This window comes from Haloarcula montana, from assembly GCF_035666295.1.
In the GTDB taxonomy this organism is placed as follows: domain Archaea; phylum Halobacteriota; class Halobacteria; order Halobacteriales; family Haloarculaceae; genus Haloarcula; species Haloarcula montana.
Genome location: NZ_CP142029.1, coordinates 116175 through 132175, shown reverse-complemented (window position 1 = coordinate 132175; position 16001 = coordinate 116175). Strand labels below are relative to the sequence as shown.

General features: G+C 60.1%; 17 protein-coding genes. 10 read left to right on the top strand and 7 right to left on the bottom strand.

Translation table 11 applies throughout. The features are described 5' to 3' along the window. Positions 1–4: 4 nt before the first annotated feature. The gene (locus tag VJ109_RS18105; RefSeq protein ID WP_324761171.1) at positions 5–325 is read right to left on the bottom strand and encodes a succinate dehydrogenase/fumarate reductase transmembrane subunit; all 321 of its coding nucleotides are present in this window, start codon (positions 323–325) and stop codon (positions 5–7) included. Next, positions 322–684, bottom strand: a complete 363-nt coding sequence (locus tag VJ109_RS18100) for a succinate dehydrogenase/fumarate reductase transmembrane subunit (protein WP_324761170.1) — start codon at positions 682–684, stop codon at positions 322–324. Before VJ109_RS18100 ends, VJ109_RS18105 begins: the two co-directional genes overlap by 4 nt. 181 nt (positions 685–865) lie before the next feature. On the opposite strand from VJ109_RS18100, the gene VJ109_RS18095 reads away from it, so the two are divergent. The 4 genes from VJ109_RS18095 (at position 866) to VJ109_RS18080 (ending at position 4563) form a co-directional block, all read left to right on the top strand. Beyond that, a complete protein-coding gene (locus tag VJ109_RS18095; protein ID WP_324761169.1) occupies positions 866–1186 on the top strand; it encodes a hypothetical protein in 321 nt (106 codons plus the stop codon). A 393-nt stretch (positions 1187–1579) separates the two neighbouring features. Then, positions 1580–2776: a Re/Si-specific NAD(P)(+) transhydrogenase subunit alpha gene (locus tag VJ109_RS18090; RefSeq protein WP_324761168.1), complete on the top strand. Its 1197-nt coding sequence runs from the start codon at positions 1580–1582 to the stop codon at positions 2774–2776. A gap of 60 nt (positions 2777–2836) precedes the next feature. After that, entirely contained in the window at positions 2837–3118 is a 282-nt protein-coding gene (locus VJ109_RS18085) for an NAD(P) transhydrogenase subunit alpha part 2 (protein ID WP_324761167.1), read from the top strand. A gap of 2 nt (positions 3119–3120) precedes the next feature. Continuing rightward, on the top strand, positions 3121–4563 hold the full coding sequence (locus VJ109_RS18080; protein WP_324761166.1) for an NAD(P)(+) transhydrogenase (Re/Si-specific) subunit beta: 1443 nt from the start codon (positions 3121–3123) through the stop codon (positions 4561–4563). A gap of 553 nt (positions 4564–5116) precedes the next feature. On the opposite strand, the gene VJ109_RS18075 is transcribed toward VJ109_RS18080, so the two are convergent. Continuing rightward, entirely contained in the window at positions 5117–6238 is a 1122-nt protein-coding gene (locus tag VJ109_RS18075; RefSeq protein ID WP_324761165.1) for a TAXI family TRAP transporter solute-binding subunit, read from the bottom strand. A gap of 167 nt (positions 6239–6405) precedes the next feature. Between VJ109_RS18075 and VJ109_RS18070 the strand changes: the two genes are divergently transcribed. Next, positions 6406–6849 carry a universal stress protein gene (locus VJ109_RS18070; protein ID WP_324761164.1) on the top strand — a complete coding sequence of 148 codons (444 nt, stop codon included), beginning with the start codon at positions 6406–6408 and terminating at the stop codon, positions 6847–6849. Positions 6850–6857: 8 nt separating this feature from the next. On the opposite strand, the gene VJ109_RS18065 is transcribed toward VJ109_RS18070, so the two are convergent. From VJ109_RS18065 to VJ109_RS18055, 3 genes are read right to left on the bottom strand one after another with little or no spacing between them, the layout of a single operon-like run. Further along, positions 6858–7856, bottom strand: coding sequence for an Ldh family oxidoreductase (locus tag VJ109_RS18065; protein ID WP_324761163.1), 999 nt, complete (start codon positions 7854–7856; stop codon positions 6858–6860). A 1-nt stretch (position 7857) separates the two neighbouring features. Continuing rightward, positions 7858–9030: a UxaA family hydrolase gene (locus VJ109_RS18060; protein WP_324761162.1), complete on the bottom strand. Its 1173-nt coding sequence runs from the start codon at positions 9028–9030 to the stop codon at positions 7858–7860. Positions 9031–9035: 5 nt separating this feature from the next. After that, the gene (locus VJ109_RS18055) at positions 9036–9359 is read right to left on the bottom strand and encodes a UxaA family hydrolase (RefSeq protein WP_324761161.1); all 324 of its coding nucleotides are present in this window, start codon (positions 9357–9359) and stop codon (positions 9036–9038) included. A gap of 224 nt (positions 9360–9583) precedes the next feature. On the opposite strand from VJ109_RS18055, the gene VJ109_RS18050 reads away from it, so the two are divergent. Then, complete coding sequence (locus VJ109_RS18050) at positions 9584–10351, top strand: sulfite exporter TauE/SafE family protein (protein ID WP_324761160.1); 768 nt, start codon at positions 9584–9586, stop codon at positions 10349–10351. A gap of 62 nt (positions 10352–10413) precedes the next feature. Further along, on the top strand, positions 10414–10668 hold the full coding sequence (locus VJ109_RS18045) for a hypothetical protein (protein ID WP_324761159.1): 255 nt from the start codon (positions 10414–10416) through the stop codon (positions 10666–10668). Positions 10669–10716: 48 nt separating this feature from the next. On the opposite strand, the gene argH is transcribed toward VJ109_RS18045, so the two are convergent. After that, complete coding sequence (argH, locus tag VJ109_RS18040) at positions 10717–12219, bottom strand: argininosuccinate lyase (protein ID WP_324761158.1); 1503 nt, start codon at positions 12217–12219, stop codon at positions 10717–10719. Positions 12220–12334: 115 nt separating this feature from the next. Between argH and VJ109_RS18035 the strand changes: the two genes are divergently transcribed. From VJ109_RS18035 to VJ109_RS18025, 3 genes are all read left to right on the top strand, one after another. Continuing rightward, positions 12335–14092 (top strand): FAD-binding protein, encoded by a 1758-nt coding sequence (locus VJ109_RS18035; protein ID WP_324761157.1) that lies wholly within the window; start codon positions 12335–12337, stop codon positions 14090–14092. A 25-nt stretch (positions 14093–14117) separates the two neighbouring features. Beyond that, on the top strand, positions 14118–14855 hold the full coding sequence (locus VJ109_RS18030) for a succinate dehydrogenase/fumarate reductase iron-sulfur subunit (protein ID WP_324761156.1): 738 nt from the start codon (positions 14118–14120) through the stop codon (positions 14853–14855). 146 nt (positions 14856–15001) lie between these two features. Continuing rightward, positions 15002–15766 carry an IclR family transcriptional regulator gene (locus VJ109_RS18025; RefSeq protein WP_324761155.1) on the top strand — a complete coding sequence of 255 codons (765 nt, stop codon included), beginning with the start codon at positions 15002–15004 and terminating at the stop codon, positions 15764–15766. Positions 15767–16001: the final 235 nt, after the last annotated feature.

Genomic DNA, 16001 nt, shown 5'->3' with positions numbered 1-16001 from the left:
GTGGTTAGCCGATGAGTCGAACGGCGACGATTGCGAGAAAGGCGATTCCGAGTGCCCAGACGACGAGACGTTTCGTCGTCTGTTCCCACGTCGTCTCAAGCAGTGTCGCTCTGATGCCGAGAAATCCGTGGGTGAACACCGCTATCAGCGTCAGGTCAAGCAGCGGCTGATAGAGGCCCGTTTCGTAGAAGACAGTGACGCCGAAGACCTGCACGCTGAGGTGAACCGCTAAGAGGACGATGAGCGAGACGGCGGTTGCACGGTGGATAACCCACGGTGCGTAGCCCACCGTAGCCGGGGACCGCGTCGTCGTCACCTCGGTCATACGACCACCCACGTTACGACGGCCGTGACCGCAGTGGCCGCGACAGTTCCCTTGAAGAGTCGTTCGATACTGCTGATGCCAAGTCCGAGCGATTCATTGACCAAGAGCCGGATGCCGTTGATGCCGTGGAAAAAGAGGACGCTCAACAGTGTCACCGTGAGAAGTTTCCCCCGGGGCGGTTGCACGCTTGTCGGTGTCCCGATGAACGCAGGGAGGGCGAGGTGATACCCCACCCAGACGAGCAGTACCCAGCCGGTGATTCGATGCAACGCGAACGCGACGTGGGGGACGGAGAACTCGCGCCACGACGCGACGTCAGATACTTCTCGACGATACACCTTCCTGTTCTCGTTGCCCATGGTATGGTTGCACATTTCGCGTTGGTATAATATATGTTTTGTTAAGCTGTTTGTCAATACAACCGAGATGGGTATCTCGTGTGGATTGTGATCCCGAAGCGACGGTTCACCACGGTCGGGCGAGCGAGTCAGCTCACTGAGCGGCAATAGATTTATGTCCCATGCCTGGGCAACTTCGATTATGGTCGATCTTATCGAAATCGTCCCGATGAAACTCCTGTTCGTGCTCGTCTTCAGTCTCCTCCCGATGGCGCTTACGATCCGTGAGACGGGGTACGAGAACGTTTCACGGATGGGCTGGGTCGGGTTCGCACTCCTGTTTCTTGGGGTGTTACTCACGTACATCGTCGCGAATAGTGTCACAAGCATCGACATGCAGATCTACCTCTGGCCGCTGCTCATGATCTCCGGTATTGGGTTACTGATTTATCGGAACGAGCTGAAACGGCAGGGTCGCTTCGACGAGCAGTCCGTAGAACGCGGCGGAACCGATTACAGTTAGCCCGCTCCGGCACCGAGTTGTCAGCGTGCCCCTGAATTCTTCCGTTGCTATAGAGGAGAGTTGTTGCTATATCGTCAAGCCGTCACCGTGGACGAGGCATCGGATCAGCGGTGTTTGCCCGGATTAGTCCCCAAACGTGCTTGGGTCGAAATCGATCGCAACGGACCGGTCGGACAGGTTCGCTGACGTGAGTAAACCACTCAACCGGGAATATGCAATATCCACCAATGGCTGTATATATAACTTATACCGGGAAACCTCATATTCTCCAGTAACAACTGCGGACCTCCATCAAAAGTAGAAAATAATCCGTACGATTGCTATATGGTAACAATATGGCAATTATTATGACCTCGGATGAGCATTGCTATGTTGTCACAGGGTGATGTATTTGTGATAATTGGAGTTCCTGACGAAACGGTACCGAACCAACGGCGGGTCGCACTCACGCCGACAGTCGCAGGTGAGCTGATTGAGGCCGGGCACGAAGTGATCGTCGCGTCTGGCGCCGGCGAGCGTGCCGACTGGAACGACGCCGACTACGAGGCAGTTGGCTGTGAAATCTGTCCGAACCGGGATGACGTGTTCAAGCGGGCCGCTGTCGTCTTACAGGTCCAGGCGTTGGGAGCGACGGACGACGAGAAGGTCGAACCCTATGACGAGGGACAGACCGTCGTCGGTCTGCTGGGACCCTACGAGGTGAGCGACGAGCAACTGGCGACGCTCGCCGACCGAAACGTCAGTGCGTTCTCCCTAGAATTGATGCCCCGGATCAGTCGGGCCCAGAGCATGGACGCGCTCTCCTCGCAGGCCAGCCTCGGCGGCTACCAGGCGTGTCTACTGGCAGCCGAGGAACTCCCGGAGATGCTCCCTATGGAGATGACCGCCGCGGGAACGATCAAACCGGCGGAGGTGCTCGTCATCGGTGCCGGCGTCGCTGGCCTCAAGGCGATCTCGACGGCCGAACGCCTCGGCGCTAGCACCCGTGGCCACGACGTCCGGTTGGAAGTCAAACAGGAGGTCGAGAGCCTCGGTGCTGACTTCGTCGAACTCGACCTCGAGACCGAGGGATCGGGCGACGAGGAGGGATACGCCGTGGAGATGGGCGAGGAGTTCTACGCCGAACAACGCCGCCAGATGCGCCGGGTCGTCCCCGAATCAGACGTAGTCATAACCACGGCGGCGATTCCCGGGGCACCCGCGCCCGAAATCGTCACCGCGGATATGATCGAAGAAATGGACGCCGGGTCAGTCGTCGTCGACCTCGCAGCCGAGACCGGCGGCAACTGTGAGCCGACGGTGGCCGGCGAGACGGTCGAACACGCCGGCGTCACCGTTCACGGCCCGACGGACCTGGCTTCGCGGGTCAGTCACACGGCGAGCGAACAGTACGCCAACAACCTCCGGAACTTCCTCGAAAACCTACTCGACGACGAGGGCACCCTCGTCATCGACCTCGAGGACGAGATCATCGACTCGACGCTTCTCACCCACGATGGGACGATACGCAACCCGCATCTCGACGATAGCGAACCGGCAGACAACGACGATACCGACGAATCAAAAGAGGGTGAGAACGGTGCCACGTAACGCCTCACGGCTGTGCCCTTGGGCCCGGAGACGGCGGTGCGGTCGTCACGGGGTGAGCCCATGACGTTCGTCGAGAACCTGACGCTGTTCGTGCTCTCGGCGTTCGTCGGCTACGAGATCATCACGAAGATCCCCACGAACCTGCACACGCCGCTGATGTCGGGGGCGAACGCCATCTCCGGCATCACGCTGCTGGGATCGGTCGTCGTCGCCGGTTCGGGTTCGACCACGCTGGCGACGGTGCTCGGCTTCGTCGCGGTCGTCATGGCGACTATCAACGTCGTCGGCGGCTATCTGGTGAGTCACTTCATGCTCGACCAGTTCAGTACGGGAGGTGGGTGACCATGGCCGGCGTCCTCGCTGAACTTCCCGACTCTGTCCTGCAGCTCACGTATCTCGTCGCCGGCATCCTGTTCATCCAGGGCCTCCGAGACATGACCCACCCGCGAACGGCGACACGCGGGAACAAGATCTCATCGGCCGGGATGTTCCTCGCGGTCGTCGTCACGATCCTCTGGTTCGAGATCCTCTCGCCGTTGGTCCTCGGTGCCGGCCTCTTTCTGGGAGGGGCCATCGGCGCCTGGCTCGCCGTCACGGTCGAGACTACGGAGATGCCACAGCTCGTCGGCCTGTTCAACGGCTTTGGCGGTGGGGCCTCCGCAGTCGTCGCCGGCGCGGAACTCATCGATGTGCTGGCCTCCGGCGGGTCACTCTCGATGGGGCTCACCGCTACGGCATCGATCGCCGGCATCATCGGCACCGTCACCTTCTGGGGGAGCCTCGTCGCGGCCGGGAAACTCCACGGCGTCGTCGGTGACTCGCCGGTCAGCGGCACCACTGGACACGCGATCAAGGCCGTCTTCCTCGTCGTCGCTGTCGCGGCAGGGCTGTACCTCGTGGTGCAACCGAGCTTCCTCGGCCAGGTACCGCTGGCGTCGTGGGTCCCGTCCTACTGGGTGCTCGTCGGCGCGGCCTCCGTGCTCGGGGTCTTCCTGGTCGTGTCGATCGGTGGTGCGGACATGCCGGTCGTCATCGCCCTCCTGAACTCGTACTCGGGACTGGCCGCAGCCACGACCGGGTTCGTGTTGAACAACACCGTCCTCATCATCGCCGGGACGCTCGTTGGCGCGTCGGGTCTCATCCTGACGGTCATCATGTGCGAGTCGATGAACCGTTCGCTCACGAACGTCCTGTTCGGCGGCCTCGGCGGCGGCGATGACGACAGCGAGGACATGGAGGAGATCTACGAGGGCAACATCACCGAGACCTCGCCCGAGGAAGTCGAGATGCTGCTTGACACCGCCGACCGCGTCGTCATCGTTCCCGGCTACGGGATGGCTGTCGGTCAGGCGCAACACGCTGTCGCCGAACTCGCGTCCCTACTGGAGGACAACGGGGTCAACGTCGAGTTCGGCATCCACCCGGTGGCCGGGCGGATGCCTGGGCACATGAACGCGTTGCTGGCGGAAGCCGACGTGTCCTACGAGAAAATGCGGGAACTCGAAGAGATCAATCCGACCTTCTCTCAGTCGGACGTCGTGATCGTCACGGGCGCCAACGACGTCGTCAACCCCAAGGCCAACGAGGACTCCGACAGCCCCATTGCAGGTATGCCGGTCCTGAACGTCGCCGACGCACAGACCGTCATCGTCAACAAGCGCAGCCTGAGTCCGGGCTTCTCGGGCATCCCGAACCCACTGTTCGCCAAGGACAACACCAGCATGCTCTTTGGCGACGCCAAGGAGTCGATGCAGTCGCTCGTCAACGAGTACAAGGACGGTCGGTAACCCCCGCGACCATTTTTCAACTCGAAGACCGCTCGAACCGGCCCCAGCAAGCCGACACGATCGACGAGTTCTCGGCAACCGTACGCGTCCTCGATACGGAAACAGTACAGGACAACATGTTTCCGGCGGGCCCGCCCGCTTCTCCGACGCTTGTGTTTCCAGGCGCTTACGCGCCTGAACGGGGTCGGGGGGTTCGATTTCCATGGACAGAGTCGGCTTCCTCGAGGTCACCCTTCTAAACCCGTGAAACCGAACGAATCAACCGCGATTCGACACCGCATTCCAGTGCGCAATCGCGTTAACACACAAAACGGCACACCCGATTCAGGTCACTACCTGTGAGAACGACGCCGAGGAGCCTCAAAGACGTACTGACACAGTGCTGCAGAGCGATCTAACTACGCGGGATGTCCCGAAACCTAGTCCAAAATAGACTCGAACACGCCGTTCAGTGACGCTGTGAGACCAGTGATAGCTACCGAACGAACGTTCTTTGGCCTCGTCTGTGGCAAAATACTGACCGCGAATCCCAGGTCCCGGCGCCGCAGGTGTCTTAGAAGTCGCCCACGCCCTCTTCCTGATATGCTCTTGCCGCTCCTGGGTGGATCTCGAAGGGACTTGGATCGGTCATATCGGCGCCGATTTCGAACGGATTGAGTAGTCCAGTCGACTGTCGAATCTGGTCCGCTCGAGCGAGTATACCTTTTGTCACTGTGTATACCGCTTCCTCTGAGACGCCGGAGTGCGTCCCGATGAGTCCACTGTCCTGCGTACACTTGAGCGTCCCATCCTGCTGGGGGAAGACACCCTCGAGATCGGCTTCAAGGACCCCGTACTCCTCACTGATCTGCGTTCGGAACTCGTCGTTCCAGCTGAGATACTTCACTTCAGAGCCCGACGAGATGTTGTTGAGCCAGCCGAGGTCACGGCCGCCGACAGCGAGAATGGCGTCAACCTGCCCGTCGGAGAACAACTGTGCGGCGTCGTTCCAGCCGACGCGACGATAGGACCCGCCGAGTTCTTGGATGCGGCTCTGTGAGTAGTCCAGGTTGTTGAGGACGGTATCCCACAGGAACCCGCCGAACGTTCCTTCCGGCTGATTCGTGATGTTGATTTCGTACTCGTCTTCTGCGGCCCCCTGTAGCGTGTCGTAGGGGAAGTCGCTCTGTGCGACCACGAAGAAGAACAGTTCGCTCTGGTCCGCGAGGACGCCCCGGATGTTACTCGGCGGTTGGTCCCAACCCCTCTCGGCGTACGGTTCGTTTCCGTTGGCCGCGAGCGTGCCTGCGGCGAGCGTCGTGTGCCCGAGGTCTATCTCTTGGTTCTGGAGCCGGGTGTTGTTCCCGACCCACCCACCAGGCAGGATGTTGTACGTCAACTCGGGGTATTCGGCGGAGGCACCGGACAACATCGCGTTCATGATGGCGTAACCGGTCCCGCCCGGCGACCCGCCCGCCGTTTCGAGAAGGATTTGGCCGTTACCGCCGCCACCATCGCCTGTCTGCGTGCCGCCATCGCCGCTGCCGCCGTCGCCGCTGCCGCCATCGCCGCTGCCGCCGTCACCGCCAGTGCTACTTTCAGTACAACCCGCTAACCCCGCGAGGCCCGCTGCTCCGGTCAGCTTCAGTACTCGTCGACGCGATACGCTATCAGTGGATTGCTTCCTAGATGTCATGACACGACACACCGTGACACACACAAACAATAATAATAATATTATCGGTTATCACGAACGTGCCGGAGGTTTATTTGATTTGATATCGTGTGAATATATCGAGAGTTCACCGCTGGCCCGAATGCGACCCTATCCTTTAATACCCAGTCTCCTCACAACTGCAAACGATGTACAGCATACTACTCGCCGTAGACGACGACAGAGAGACTGCAACCCATCTAGTAACTGCCGTTGAGCGGCTAATCGACGTCGTAGACACGTGCGAAATCACGCTGGTTCACGTGTTCAGAAACGCCGAGATCTCACAACGTGTCTCGATCCACCAGTTGGCGAGCGGGTACGACGACGAGGAGTTCGAACACCAGATTCCCGTCAGCGTACAGGAGACGGCGGAGGCCCTCGAAGAATCGTCGGCGACCGTCGAACTTGAACTCGCGGCCGGGGAGCCGTCCGCAGAGATAACCCGGATCGCGAAGGCCCGGGACGTAGACAGTATCCACATCGGCGGGAAGAACACGTCGCCCGCGGGGAAGGCTATTTTCGGGAGCGTCACCCAGTCGGTCATCTTCGGGACGGACGTCCCGGTGACCGTCTGTGGGAAGACGAAGTAGAAGGCAGCTTACTCGCGGAGTGCTTTCACTCGTTCCCAGAGGTCAGCAGGAATATCGATCTGTTCCCGCGTGCGGTCACGCCTGACCGAGTGTTCACCTGGAAGACGGAGTGCCTCGGTCGTCGCGTTCGTCTCCGTCTGCTTCAGCTGTTCCAAGAACGCGGACATCCGGGAGCGAGCGCCTTGCGAACCCAGCACCTCGGGGTCGATAGCGATAAAGAGGTCACCCTTCGTGCAGGGGTCTTCCGTGTGATACGTCCCAGTCACGTCGTTGCCCATCGCCGCGCCGACCACGCCACCGGCAAGCACCTCGACGGCGATCGCTAACCCGGAGCCTTTCGCCCCGCCGAAGGGTAAAATAGTGCCCTCCAGGGCGGCCGCGGGGTCCGTCGTCGGTTCGCCGTCGGCGTCGAGCGCGACTCCCTCCGGAATCGATTCGCCCGCCTCGCGCTTCTCGAGCACGGTCCCGCGCGCGATGGCCGAGGTGGACATGTCGAGGTTGAACACGGGATCGGTCGGCAGTCCGATGGCGATCGGGTTCGTCCCCAAGACGGGCTCTGCGCCGCCGTAGGGGGGCATCGCTGGCTCCGTGTTCGTCATCGCGATGCCGACGTAGTCCTCTCGCTGGAGCTGGTCCGTGTAGTAGCCCAGCATCCCCAGGTGGTTCGAGTCGTGGACACCCACTGCGCCGACACCGAACTCGTCGGCGCGGTCCATCGCCTCCCCGACTGCGGCGCTGGCGACGACCGGGCCGAGTCGCGACCCGCCGCGCAAGCTCGCTGCGCCCCCGCGTTCGGAGACCACCTCGATGTCGCCCTCGGGATCGACGTTCTCATGGTCGATGCCACGGACGAACCGCGGCAGTCGCAACAGCCCATGCGAGTGTTTCCCGCGGGCGTCGGCGCTGACCAGCACCTCGGCCGTCTGCTCGGCGTCGGCCTGGGAAATGCCGTGCGCGCGGAACGCCTCGGTCGCAACCGAAACCGCCCGTGACCGGTCGAGCTCCATCTTACGTAGAGGGACCGATGCGGTGGATGGCGAACTGACTCTCGCCCATCGCCTCGCTCAGCGTGACTTTGCCGTTGACCACGTCCACGACCTCGTCCCAGAGCTGGTCGGTCGCCCAATCAAAGGACTGGTCACCCACTAACGCTTCGCTGACGTCGACATCAGTCTGTTCGGGAACTCGCTCGGCGCTGTGTGGATTGCCAGTGATCTTGATCGTGGGCATGACCGCGTTCGAGAGGGTGTGGCCCTGGCCGGTCGAGATGACCATGAAGTGCGCGCCGCCCGCGCCGATGCCGGTGACGGACTCGGCACCGTGACCGGGCGTATCCATGATGTACATCCCCGAATCGCTGGGAATCTTCGCGCCGTAGTCGATGATGTCCTGGATGGGCCCGTCACCAGATTTTACCAGGGCACCAAGCGACTTCTCTTCGATGGTGGTGAGCCCGCCGTCCATGTTGTCGGGAGTCGGCTGGGCGCCACGCACGTCGTAGCCGGTCGCCTGGAGGCGGTTGTCCCAGTGTTCGACCCGTTCAAGGATCTCCTGGCGGACCTCGTCGTTGACGGCGCGATCGGAGAGTTCGTTCTCGCCACCGAAGAACTCCGGCGTCTCGGCGAAACAGCCACGGCCACCGTAGTCGTCGATGAGCCGCCAGACAGCACCGGCGGTCGCTTTGTGCTGGCAGAGTCCGCTTGTCGTATCGGACGTCGCGCAGTTGATACCGAACGTCAGGTTCGACATGTCGGCCGGAACGCGTTTCTGGGCGCTGGCATCCTGGGCCATCTCCCGAGCGGAGTTGACCGTCCGTTTCAGGGCGTTCATCACACCCTTCTCACGATGGATGTTGACCGAGTCGCTCGGGCGACCGGTCTCAGCGATGTCTTCAGCGAGTTCGTCACCGTCGACGATCTCCCCAGCGTGAGCGACGACGACCGCCCCGTACGTGTTGGGATGGGTCGCGTAGCCAAGCAGGGTCCGGTAGGTCTGGAAGACGTCGGGCTTGGTCTGGCAGCGCCCGAGCGGATGGGTGATCGGGATCGCATCTTCGACGATATCCGCCGCGCGTTTCACCGTATCGTTGGCGTAGGGAGCGGTCGAGACGATGACCGTGTGGTTGCGAATGCCGACGCTGCCGTCGTCACGTTCGTAGCCGAGGAATTGATTGTCGTTCATTGTGCTCACTCACTGACCGCCTGTGCTTGGTCGTTGCTGGCGAGGTCGCCACGACCGTAGTTCGATTCGACGTTGTGGACGTGGACCCGGTTGCCGGGCTCGATGTCCTCAGTGGCGTTACCGATGCTTTTTCCGTACTTTCTGATCGTCTCACCGCTCGGAATCGGTTGGATGGCGAACTTGTGCCCGAAGCCGATGTCCTCCGCGATCTCGATGGTCCTCGTCCCGTCACCGGTGTCTACTTCGATTGTTTCTCCTCCTTGCATGTCTCGCAAGACCGTCGCGACGTTGTCGCTCGGCTCAACGACTGCTACGTACTTTTCTACCATGACTCGTTCGTACGTCTACAAGGTTCAGGTATATAATTTTGGGTAGCGGTTAGAACGATAGCCGACCACCGGTCGGTTTTCAGTTCCTTTTCGTTCACGACGAGAAGTCGTCGAACCGGACGCTCCGGATGGCGTTCTCAGTCGTGGCTCGGCTATGAGAGTCACTGCGTTTGTTAGAATCCCCACGGAAGTTTTTTACACACCTCTGTTGTAGTCCGGCTAAGATGGTTGCCCTACTCCCCGGAGTGAGTCAGTTCTCACCACAGACTATAGCGTATGGAATCGCTGTCCTCCTTCTCGGCGGGTTCGTCAAGGGCACCGTCGGGTTCGCTGTCGGGTTAGTCGTCGTCGCCGGGCTCGTACAAGTGTTCCCGGCGAAGGAGGTGACGATCATCCTCTCGATCCCGTTCTTGCTGTCGAACGTGATCGTTCTGAAAGAGGAAGGTATCCCATACGGATTCCTCAGGGCGCAGGTTCCATTCATCAGCGCGCTGTTCGTCGGTCTCGTTCTGGGCGTGATCCTTCTGAGCATCATCTCTTCACAGGTGTTGTACCTGATTTTGGCCATCTACATCGGGGTGTTCCTCGTGATACGCCAGGACAAGCTCGTGGCCTACGCCGAGAAAACCGGTCTGAGTGTTGGCAGCGGCATATTCGCCGGATTGCTTGGTGGTGTCATCGGCGTTCCAGGACCCCCCCTCGTGGTCCATACGTACATTCAGGTCGCAGAGGAAGCGACGGAGTTCGTCGCCGGGGTCTCCTCCCTCTTTCTCATCGCACACCTGCTGCGTATCGGGATACTCGCCAGCGACAACCTACTGGGCGTTCGCGGGCTCGTTATCGGATTGCTCTTCACCATCCCAATCTGGCTGGGAATCGTCCTCGGCGTTCGGTTCAGGGATTACATCCCCGACCGTCGGTTCGAGCAGACGATCAAAGTCTTTCTCGCGATTATCGGCGTCCGGTTACTCATGAACGGATTGTACCTGTAGTGTCGCCACGGACCGCGGTCCCGTGGGTAAGCTATTTGTCCCCGTATCACGTGACACCACGTATGTCAACGGATTCGATGGAAGAAGAAGCCGAGTTGTCCGGCGACTGGTCAGACTCGCCGTTTCCGGATAGCCTGATTCACGCGTGGCTGTCGTTGCTCGAAGCGGCAATACTCGGTGGCCTGACGACGTTTGTGATCACTATGTTGGAAGGGGGAGGATTCATTCCGAACATGCTCGCAGAAATCCGGGTCGGATTCGGTGTCTTCGTGGTCGCGTTCGCAATCCTCGTCTACGTCCGGAACTTCCGCGACTGAGAACCCAACCCGAGCGAAAAGAGACGATGAGCGGTCGAGAGAGGACCGCTACTGCGTGAGTTCTTCGAGGCGTTGTGCGCGCATCTCCGCGGCCGAGTCGAGTCGATCCCGGAGATCGTTGACCCGCACGCGGTGCTCGTCGATAGTCGCGCGCTGGTCCTGAATCCGCCGGCGTACCTCTTTCGGTGCGGGCCCGCCCGGCCCGTCGTGAACCTCGACGAAGGCTTCCGGATCGAGTGCTTCGTGGACGAACTCGTCGTCGATATCAAGTCGCCTGCCGACGATTTCTTCGGCAGACTCGTTGACGAGGTCGCTCCCGACGTCAGAGGCGGTCATGTCGCTGTTGATAGCCCTGAGAACCATGTCGCCGACGATACGGTGAGCGGTCCGATAGGAGAGGTCCGTGTTCCGGTGGATTCGCGAAGCCAGTTCGGTACAGGAGGCGAACCCGTCTTCGGCCTCCCGGAGCATCGCCTCTGCGTCGAACGTGGTCGACTCGATGGTTCCGTTCAGGAGCCGGAGCGATCGACTCGTTTCGTCGAACGCTTCGAAAAGGGGGTAGACGGCGTCCTCTTCGACGTCTTTGATGTCCTGATAGTTCGTGTTGTGGAGCGTCTCCTGGACCGAGGTGGCCTTCGCGGTGACGTGGGCCGCTCGAGCGCGGACGTACTCGAAGGGGTAGGGGTTCTTCTTTTGCGGCATCATGCTGCTGGATCCCGCGTACTCGTCGCCGATCTCGGCGAACCCGAACTCCCGCGTGTGCCAGGTGTAGATGTCCTGGCAGAAGCGGCTGATGGTCGTCATCATGTTCGCCATCGCGGAGGCCGGTTCCATGTGGTGGTCGCCACCCGCCACGCAGTCGATAGTATTGTTCTTGAACCCGTCGAATCCCAGCAGTTCGGCGACGAGTTCGCGGTCCAGCGGATAGGACGCGCCAGCGAGAGCGCCACAGCCAAGCGTACACTCGTTGACAGTGTCGTAGGCGTCGACCAACCGCTCGAAATCTCGTTCGAGCGCGCTCGTGATGGCGAGCATGTAGTGGCCGACAGTGGAAATTTGGGCGTGCTGGTAGTGCGTCCACTGCGGCATGACCGTCTCAACCTCGCGCTGTGCGATGTTGAGTAACGTCTCCCGGAGGTCGTTCAGTTGGTCGAGAACGGTGAGGAGACGTTCACGCGTCTCCATGCGCGCAAGCGGTTCCGGCCGGGTCCGACCGATGTTTATGTTGCCCGCGATATCCTCAGTTGTCTCCTCTATCAACACCTGCTCCATGTGCGAATAGAAGTACTCGTAGTCCGGATTATACTCCCCGAGAGCCTCAGGGCCATCCGTTTGCAGATCCTCAAGCGCTTTGAGGAGCGTCACGCCCTCCGATTCGGGGACGAGGTCGGTCTCGACGAGCATCAAGACCCACGCCTTGTTCGTCTCTACCAAGTGGTCGAAGTAATGGTCGCGCTTGAACTCGTAGACCGGCTCTTCGATGGTCTCCGTGTAGATCTCTCCGGGTGATGCCTCTAACCGCTCCCGCGAGATACTGTTATCTCCAGTCATACACCTCTGCGGTTCGGGGTAGTGGTATATAAATCTGGGTCCCGCTCGGACCCGAACTTCGACCCCTGTTCACGCTACCCAATAAACTAAAGTGGGCACAAACGTAACCTCGCCCATGGCAGCGTACGAAGAGCGAGAGACAGACATATTGATCGTCGGGGCCGGCGGCGCAGGTATGTTCGCGGCACTATACGCGGACGACAACACACCGCAGGACACCGACATCACGGTCGTGGTGAAGAAATTGGCCGGCAAGAGCGGCTGTACACGCATGGTGCAGGGCGGGTACAACGCCGTCTTGCACCCCGATGACTCCATTGACCGCCATTACGAGGATACGATCAAGGGCGGAAAGTTCCTCAACGATCAGGAAATCGCTCGTGAACTCGTTGAGGGAGCGCCGAAAATAATCCATAAATTGGAGAACGAACTCGGCGTGTTCTTCGACCGGGACGAAGACGGCCACATACATCAGAAGCCCTTCGCTGGACAGTCTTTCGACAGGACAGTCCACAAGGGCGACCTCACCGGTATCGAGATAATGACCAAGCTGCGGGACGAGTTGCTCACCCGCAACGTCGAATTCCTCGAGGAGACACGCGCAATCGACATCCTGACCGACGAGTCCGGCACTGGCGCAGCCGGGTCGCTGTTGCTGGATATGCGGAAAGGCGAATTCATCACGATGGCGTCGCGGATGACCCTCTTGGCGACCGGTGCCGGCGCAACGATGTACAACATCTCGACGCCCGCACTGGAGAAATCGGCTGACGGGCAGGCTATGGCCTATCGGCTCGGGGCCCGGTTCCAAGACATGGAGATGATGCAGTTCCATCCGACCGGTCTCCTAGCCGGGGACACGAAACTCACGGGTGGCGTTATCGAAGAGGGAATCCGGGGCGAAGGCGCACACCTCTACAACGGCAATGACGAGCGCTTCCTGCGCGAGTACGCGCCCGAGACGATGGAGCGATCCTGTCGTGACGTGGTCTCGATCGCAAGCTACAAGGAAATAATGGCGGGTCGTGGGACCGAGAACGGCGGCGTCTGGCTCGACGCGACCCACCTCGGTAAGGACGTTGTCGAGGAGAAGTTCCCCGGCATGACCGAGCGGACACGGAACGTCGGTCAGGACCTCTCACAGACGCGCGTCGAAGTCTCGCCGACGTCACATTACCACATGGGAGGTGCTGTTATCGATGAGCGGTGTCACAGCGACATCCCGCGGCTGTTCGTCGCAGGCGAAGACGCCGGTGGCGCACATGGGGCGAACCGCCTCGGTGGGAACGGCGTAGTCGACTCGACCGTCCTCGGGAAATGTGCCGGCGAGGCGATGGCCGACGAGTTCCACGACCACGAGGTCGGCACCGTCTCGCATTCACAGGTGACCGAGATCATTGACCGGGTCAACGCGCCCTTGGAGCGAGATGAAGGCGAAGACATCTACGAGCTCAGAGAGGACTTGGAGACGACGATGTGGGAGTGTGTCGGCGTTGTCCGGGAAGAATCCGACCTGAAAGAGGGGATCGACCGAATCGAATCGTACAAGGAGCGACTGGAACAGGTCTCCGTCGAGGGAAGCAAGCGATACAACCTATCGTGGAACGAGGTCATGGACGTTCGGAATCTCATCACCGCTGCCGAGATGGTTGCTCGCAGCGCACTCTTCCGCGAGGAGAGCCGCGGTGCACACTATCGGAACGACTTCCCGGAGCCAGACGACAAGAACTGGCTGGGGAATGTCTACGTCCAACAGGGTGACGATGGCATGAAGACATCGTACGAGGAGGTCCGCTTTACGCGGCTTCACCCTTCCGAGGTAGAAGTTGAACCAACGATTCCGAATACGGACGCAGTAAAGGGCGACGACTGAACACGACCTACCATTCAATTCAACGATGACTACGAGCAACGTAACCGTTCACCGGTACGACCCGGAGATAGACGACAAACCGACGTTCGAGCAGTATGAAGTCCCCGTCTCGCAAGCTACTTCCGTACTGGACACGCTGTTTCACATCCAGGAGGAGCAAAAGGCGAACCTCTCCTTCCGGTTCTCCTGTCGGCAGGGGGTCTGCGGTAGCTGTGGGATGGAGATCAACGGCGAGGCCCGCCTCGCGTGTCAGACCGCGGTTTCCGACCTCGACGACCCCGATGACATCCGCGTTCGCCCGCTGTACAATCTACCGATCATCAAGGATCTCACCGTCGACATGGACGACTTCTTCGAAAAGTTTGTTCAGATCGACCCATCGTTCGAGTCCGAGACGCTCGACGAGACGACGGACACAGCAGTAATCGATCCCGACTCGACCGAGCGACAGCGGATCGCGCCACGGACTGACTGCATCGGCTGTGGCGCCTGCTTTTCCGGCTGTAGCGTCGCCGGGGAGACGTATCTCGGCCCGGCGGCGATCAACAAGGCGCTGACGCTAATCGAAGACTCCCGCGACGACAAGACCGAGGAACGACTCGAACGCCTCCAAGAGCAAGACGGCGTCTGGGGCTGTCACACGCAGGGGAACTGCACGAATGTCTGCCCGAAGGACATCCCCATCTCCGAGGGGATACAGTATCTGAAGCGGGAAGCGATCAAACACGGCGTGAAGGACGCGTTGTTCCCGAGCAGCGACTGAGACACGGTTCCGGTCTTCGTCTTTTTATCGTTGGTAGCTGCAATAAAAGATGGGCGTAGCACCGCCAGCGATCCACTGCGGACGGACGGAATAACGTTTGATAACAGTGAACAAAATATATATCCTAGGGATCAGTGTACCGAGGTATGCCACACGGAAACAAGACAAAAACAATTCTCTCGGACGAACGCTTACTCGATCTCATTGAGATGCTCCACGAACGGTCGACGGCCGGCGTCACCGAGCTGGCCGAGGCGACGGAACTCTCGAAGGGAGCAGTGCACGCGCATTTAGCGACGCTTGAATCGCGGGGATTCGTCGTCAACAACGACGGCCGGTATCGTCTGGGCCTCGAATTTCTCCGACACGGTATCCCCGTCCGGAACCAGTACGAGTTCAAACCGATGTGTGCCAAAGCCGAGCAACTCGCCGAGGAGACCGGCGAACGCGTCTGGGCACAGGTCGAAGAGAACGGGATGGCCTACTACATCTGCGGTGCCAGAGGCGAACATCACATCGAACCGCCAGTCCGTATCGGGGAACATGCCCACCTCCACCAGATTGCGGGGGGGAAAGCGATGCTTTCGTGTCTGACCGACGATCGAATCCGCGAGATCGTGGCTAAACACGGCCTTCCTGCGGCGACGGAACACACCATCACGGACGAAGAGATGCTATTCACTGAGATTGAACGTATCCGTGAACGAGGATACGCCTTCAATCGCGAAGAATCCGTTCTGGGCCTTCACGCGGTCGGTACGCCGATAAAGAAAGACGAAAACGGTGTCTACGGTGCCCTCGTCATCTCGGGACCCGCGAACCGGCTCACGGGGGAGAAACTGAACTCGGAGTTGCCGAACCTCCTGCTCGGTGCCGTGAACGAACTCGAGATAAACATCAGATACAGCTAAATAAGCGTCCCTACAGCGGACTCTCTATAGACTCGAATCCGAGTTAAATAACACATGTACGGACATTATGTAGCTCGGCAGTGTGCCCGTCGTCAGTCGAAGGCCGCTTGCGCGGTGTTAGATGAGAGTGAACGCACGTCGGTAACACGATCGGGTGCTGTGCCGAACGGAGTGGAGCAGCTACGTCCGTCATGGCTGGGGAGAGTGTTATAAAATAACTAGTGTCCGGATGTTA

Coding starts and splice junctions, on each gene's coding strand:
- VJ109_RS18105 (WP_324761171.1), bottom strand. CDS start 325: ATGACCGAGGTGACGACGACGCGGTCCCCGGCTACGGTGGGCTACGCA.
- VJ109_RS18100 (WP_324761170.1), bottom strand. CDS start 684: ATGGGCAACGAGAACAGGAAGGTGTATCGTCGAGAAGTATCTGACGTC.
- VJ109_RS18095 (WP_324761169.1), top strand. CDS start 866: ATGGTCGATCTTATCGAAATCGTCCCGATGAAACTCCTGTTCGTGCTC.
- VJ109_RS18085 (WP_324761167.1), top strand. CDS start 2,837: ATGACGTTCGTCGAGAACCTGACGCTGTTCGTGCTCTCGGCGTTCGTC.
- VJ109_RS18080 (WP_324761166.1), top strand. CDS start 3,121: ATGGCCGGCGTCCTCGCTGAACTTCCCGACTCTGTCCTGCAGCTCACG.
- VJ109_RS18075 (WP_324761165.1), bottom strand. CDS start 6,238: ATGACATCTAGGAAGCAATCCACTGATAGCGTATCGCGTCGACGAGTA.
- VJ109_RS18070 (WP_324761164.1), top strand. CDS start 6,406: ATGTACAGCATACTACTCGCCGTAGACGACGACAGAGAGACTGCAACC.
- VJ109_RS18065 (WP_324761163.1), bottom strand. CDS start 7,856: ATGGAGCTCGACCGGTCACGGGCGGTTTCGGTTGCGACCGAGGCGTTC.
- VJ109_RS18060 (WP_324761162.1), bottom strand. CDS start 9,030: ATGAACGACAATCAATTCCTCGGCTACGAACGTGACGACGGCAGCGTC.
- VJ109_RS18055 (WP_324761161.1), bottom strand. CDS start 9,359: ATGGTAGAAAAGTACGTAGCAGTCGTTGAGCCGAGCGACAACGTCGCG.
- VJ109_RS18050 (WP_324761160.1), top strand. CDS start 9,584: ATGGTTGCCCTACTCCCCGGAGTGAGTCAGTTCTCACCACAGACTATA.
- VJ109_RS18045 (WP_324761159.1), top strand. CDS start 10,414: ATGTCAACGGATTCGATGGAAGAAGAAGCCGAGTTGTCCGGCGACTGG.
- argH (WP_324761158.1), bottom strand. CDS start 12,219: ATGACTGGAGATAACAGTATCTCGCGGGAGCGGTTAGAGGCATCACCC.
- VJ109_RS18035 (WP_324761157.1), top strand. CDS start 12,335: ATGGCAGCGTACGAAGAGCGAGAGACAGACATATTGATCGTCGGGGCC.
- VJ109_RS18030 (WP_324761156.1), top strand. CDS start 14,118: ATGACTACGAGCAACGTAACCGTTCACCGGTACGACCCGGAGATAGAC.
- VJ109_RS18025 (WP_324761155.1), top strand. CDS start 15,002: ATGCCACACGGAAACAAGACAAAAACAATTCTCTCGGACGAACGCTTA.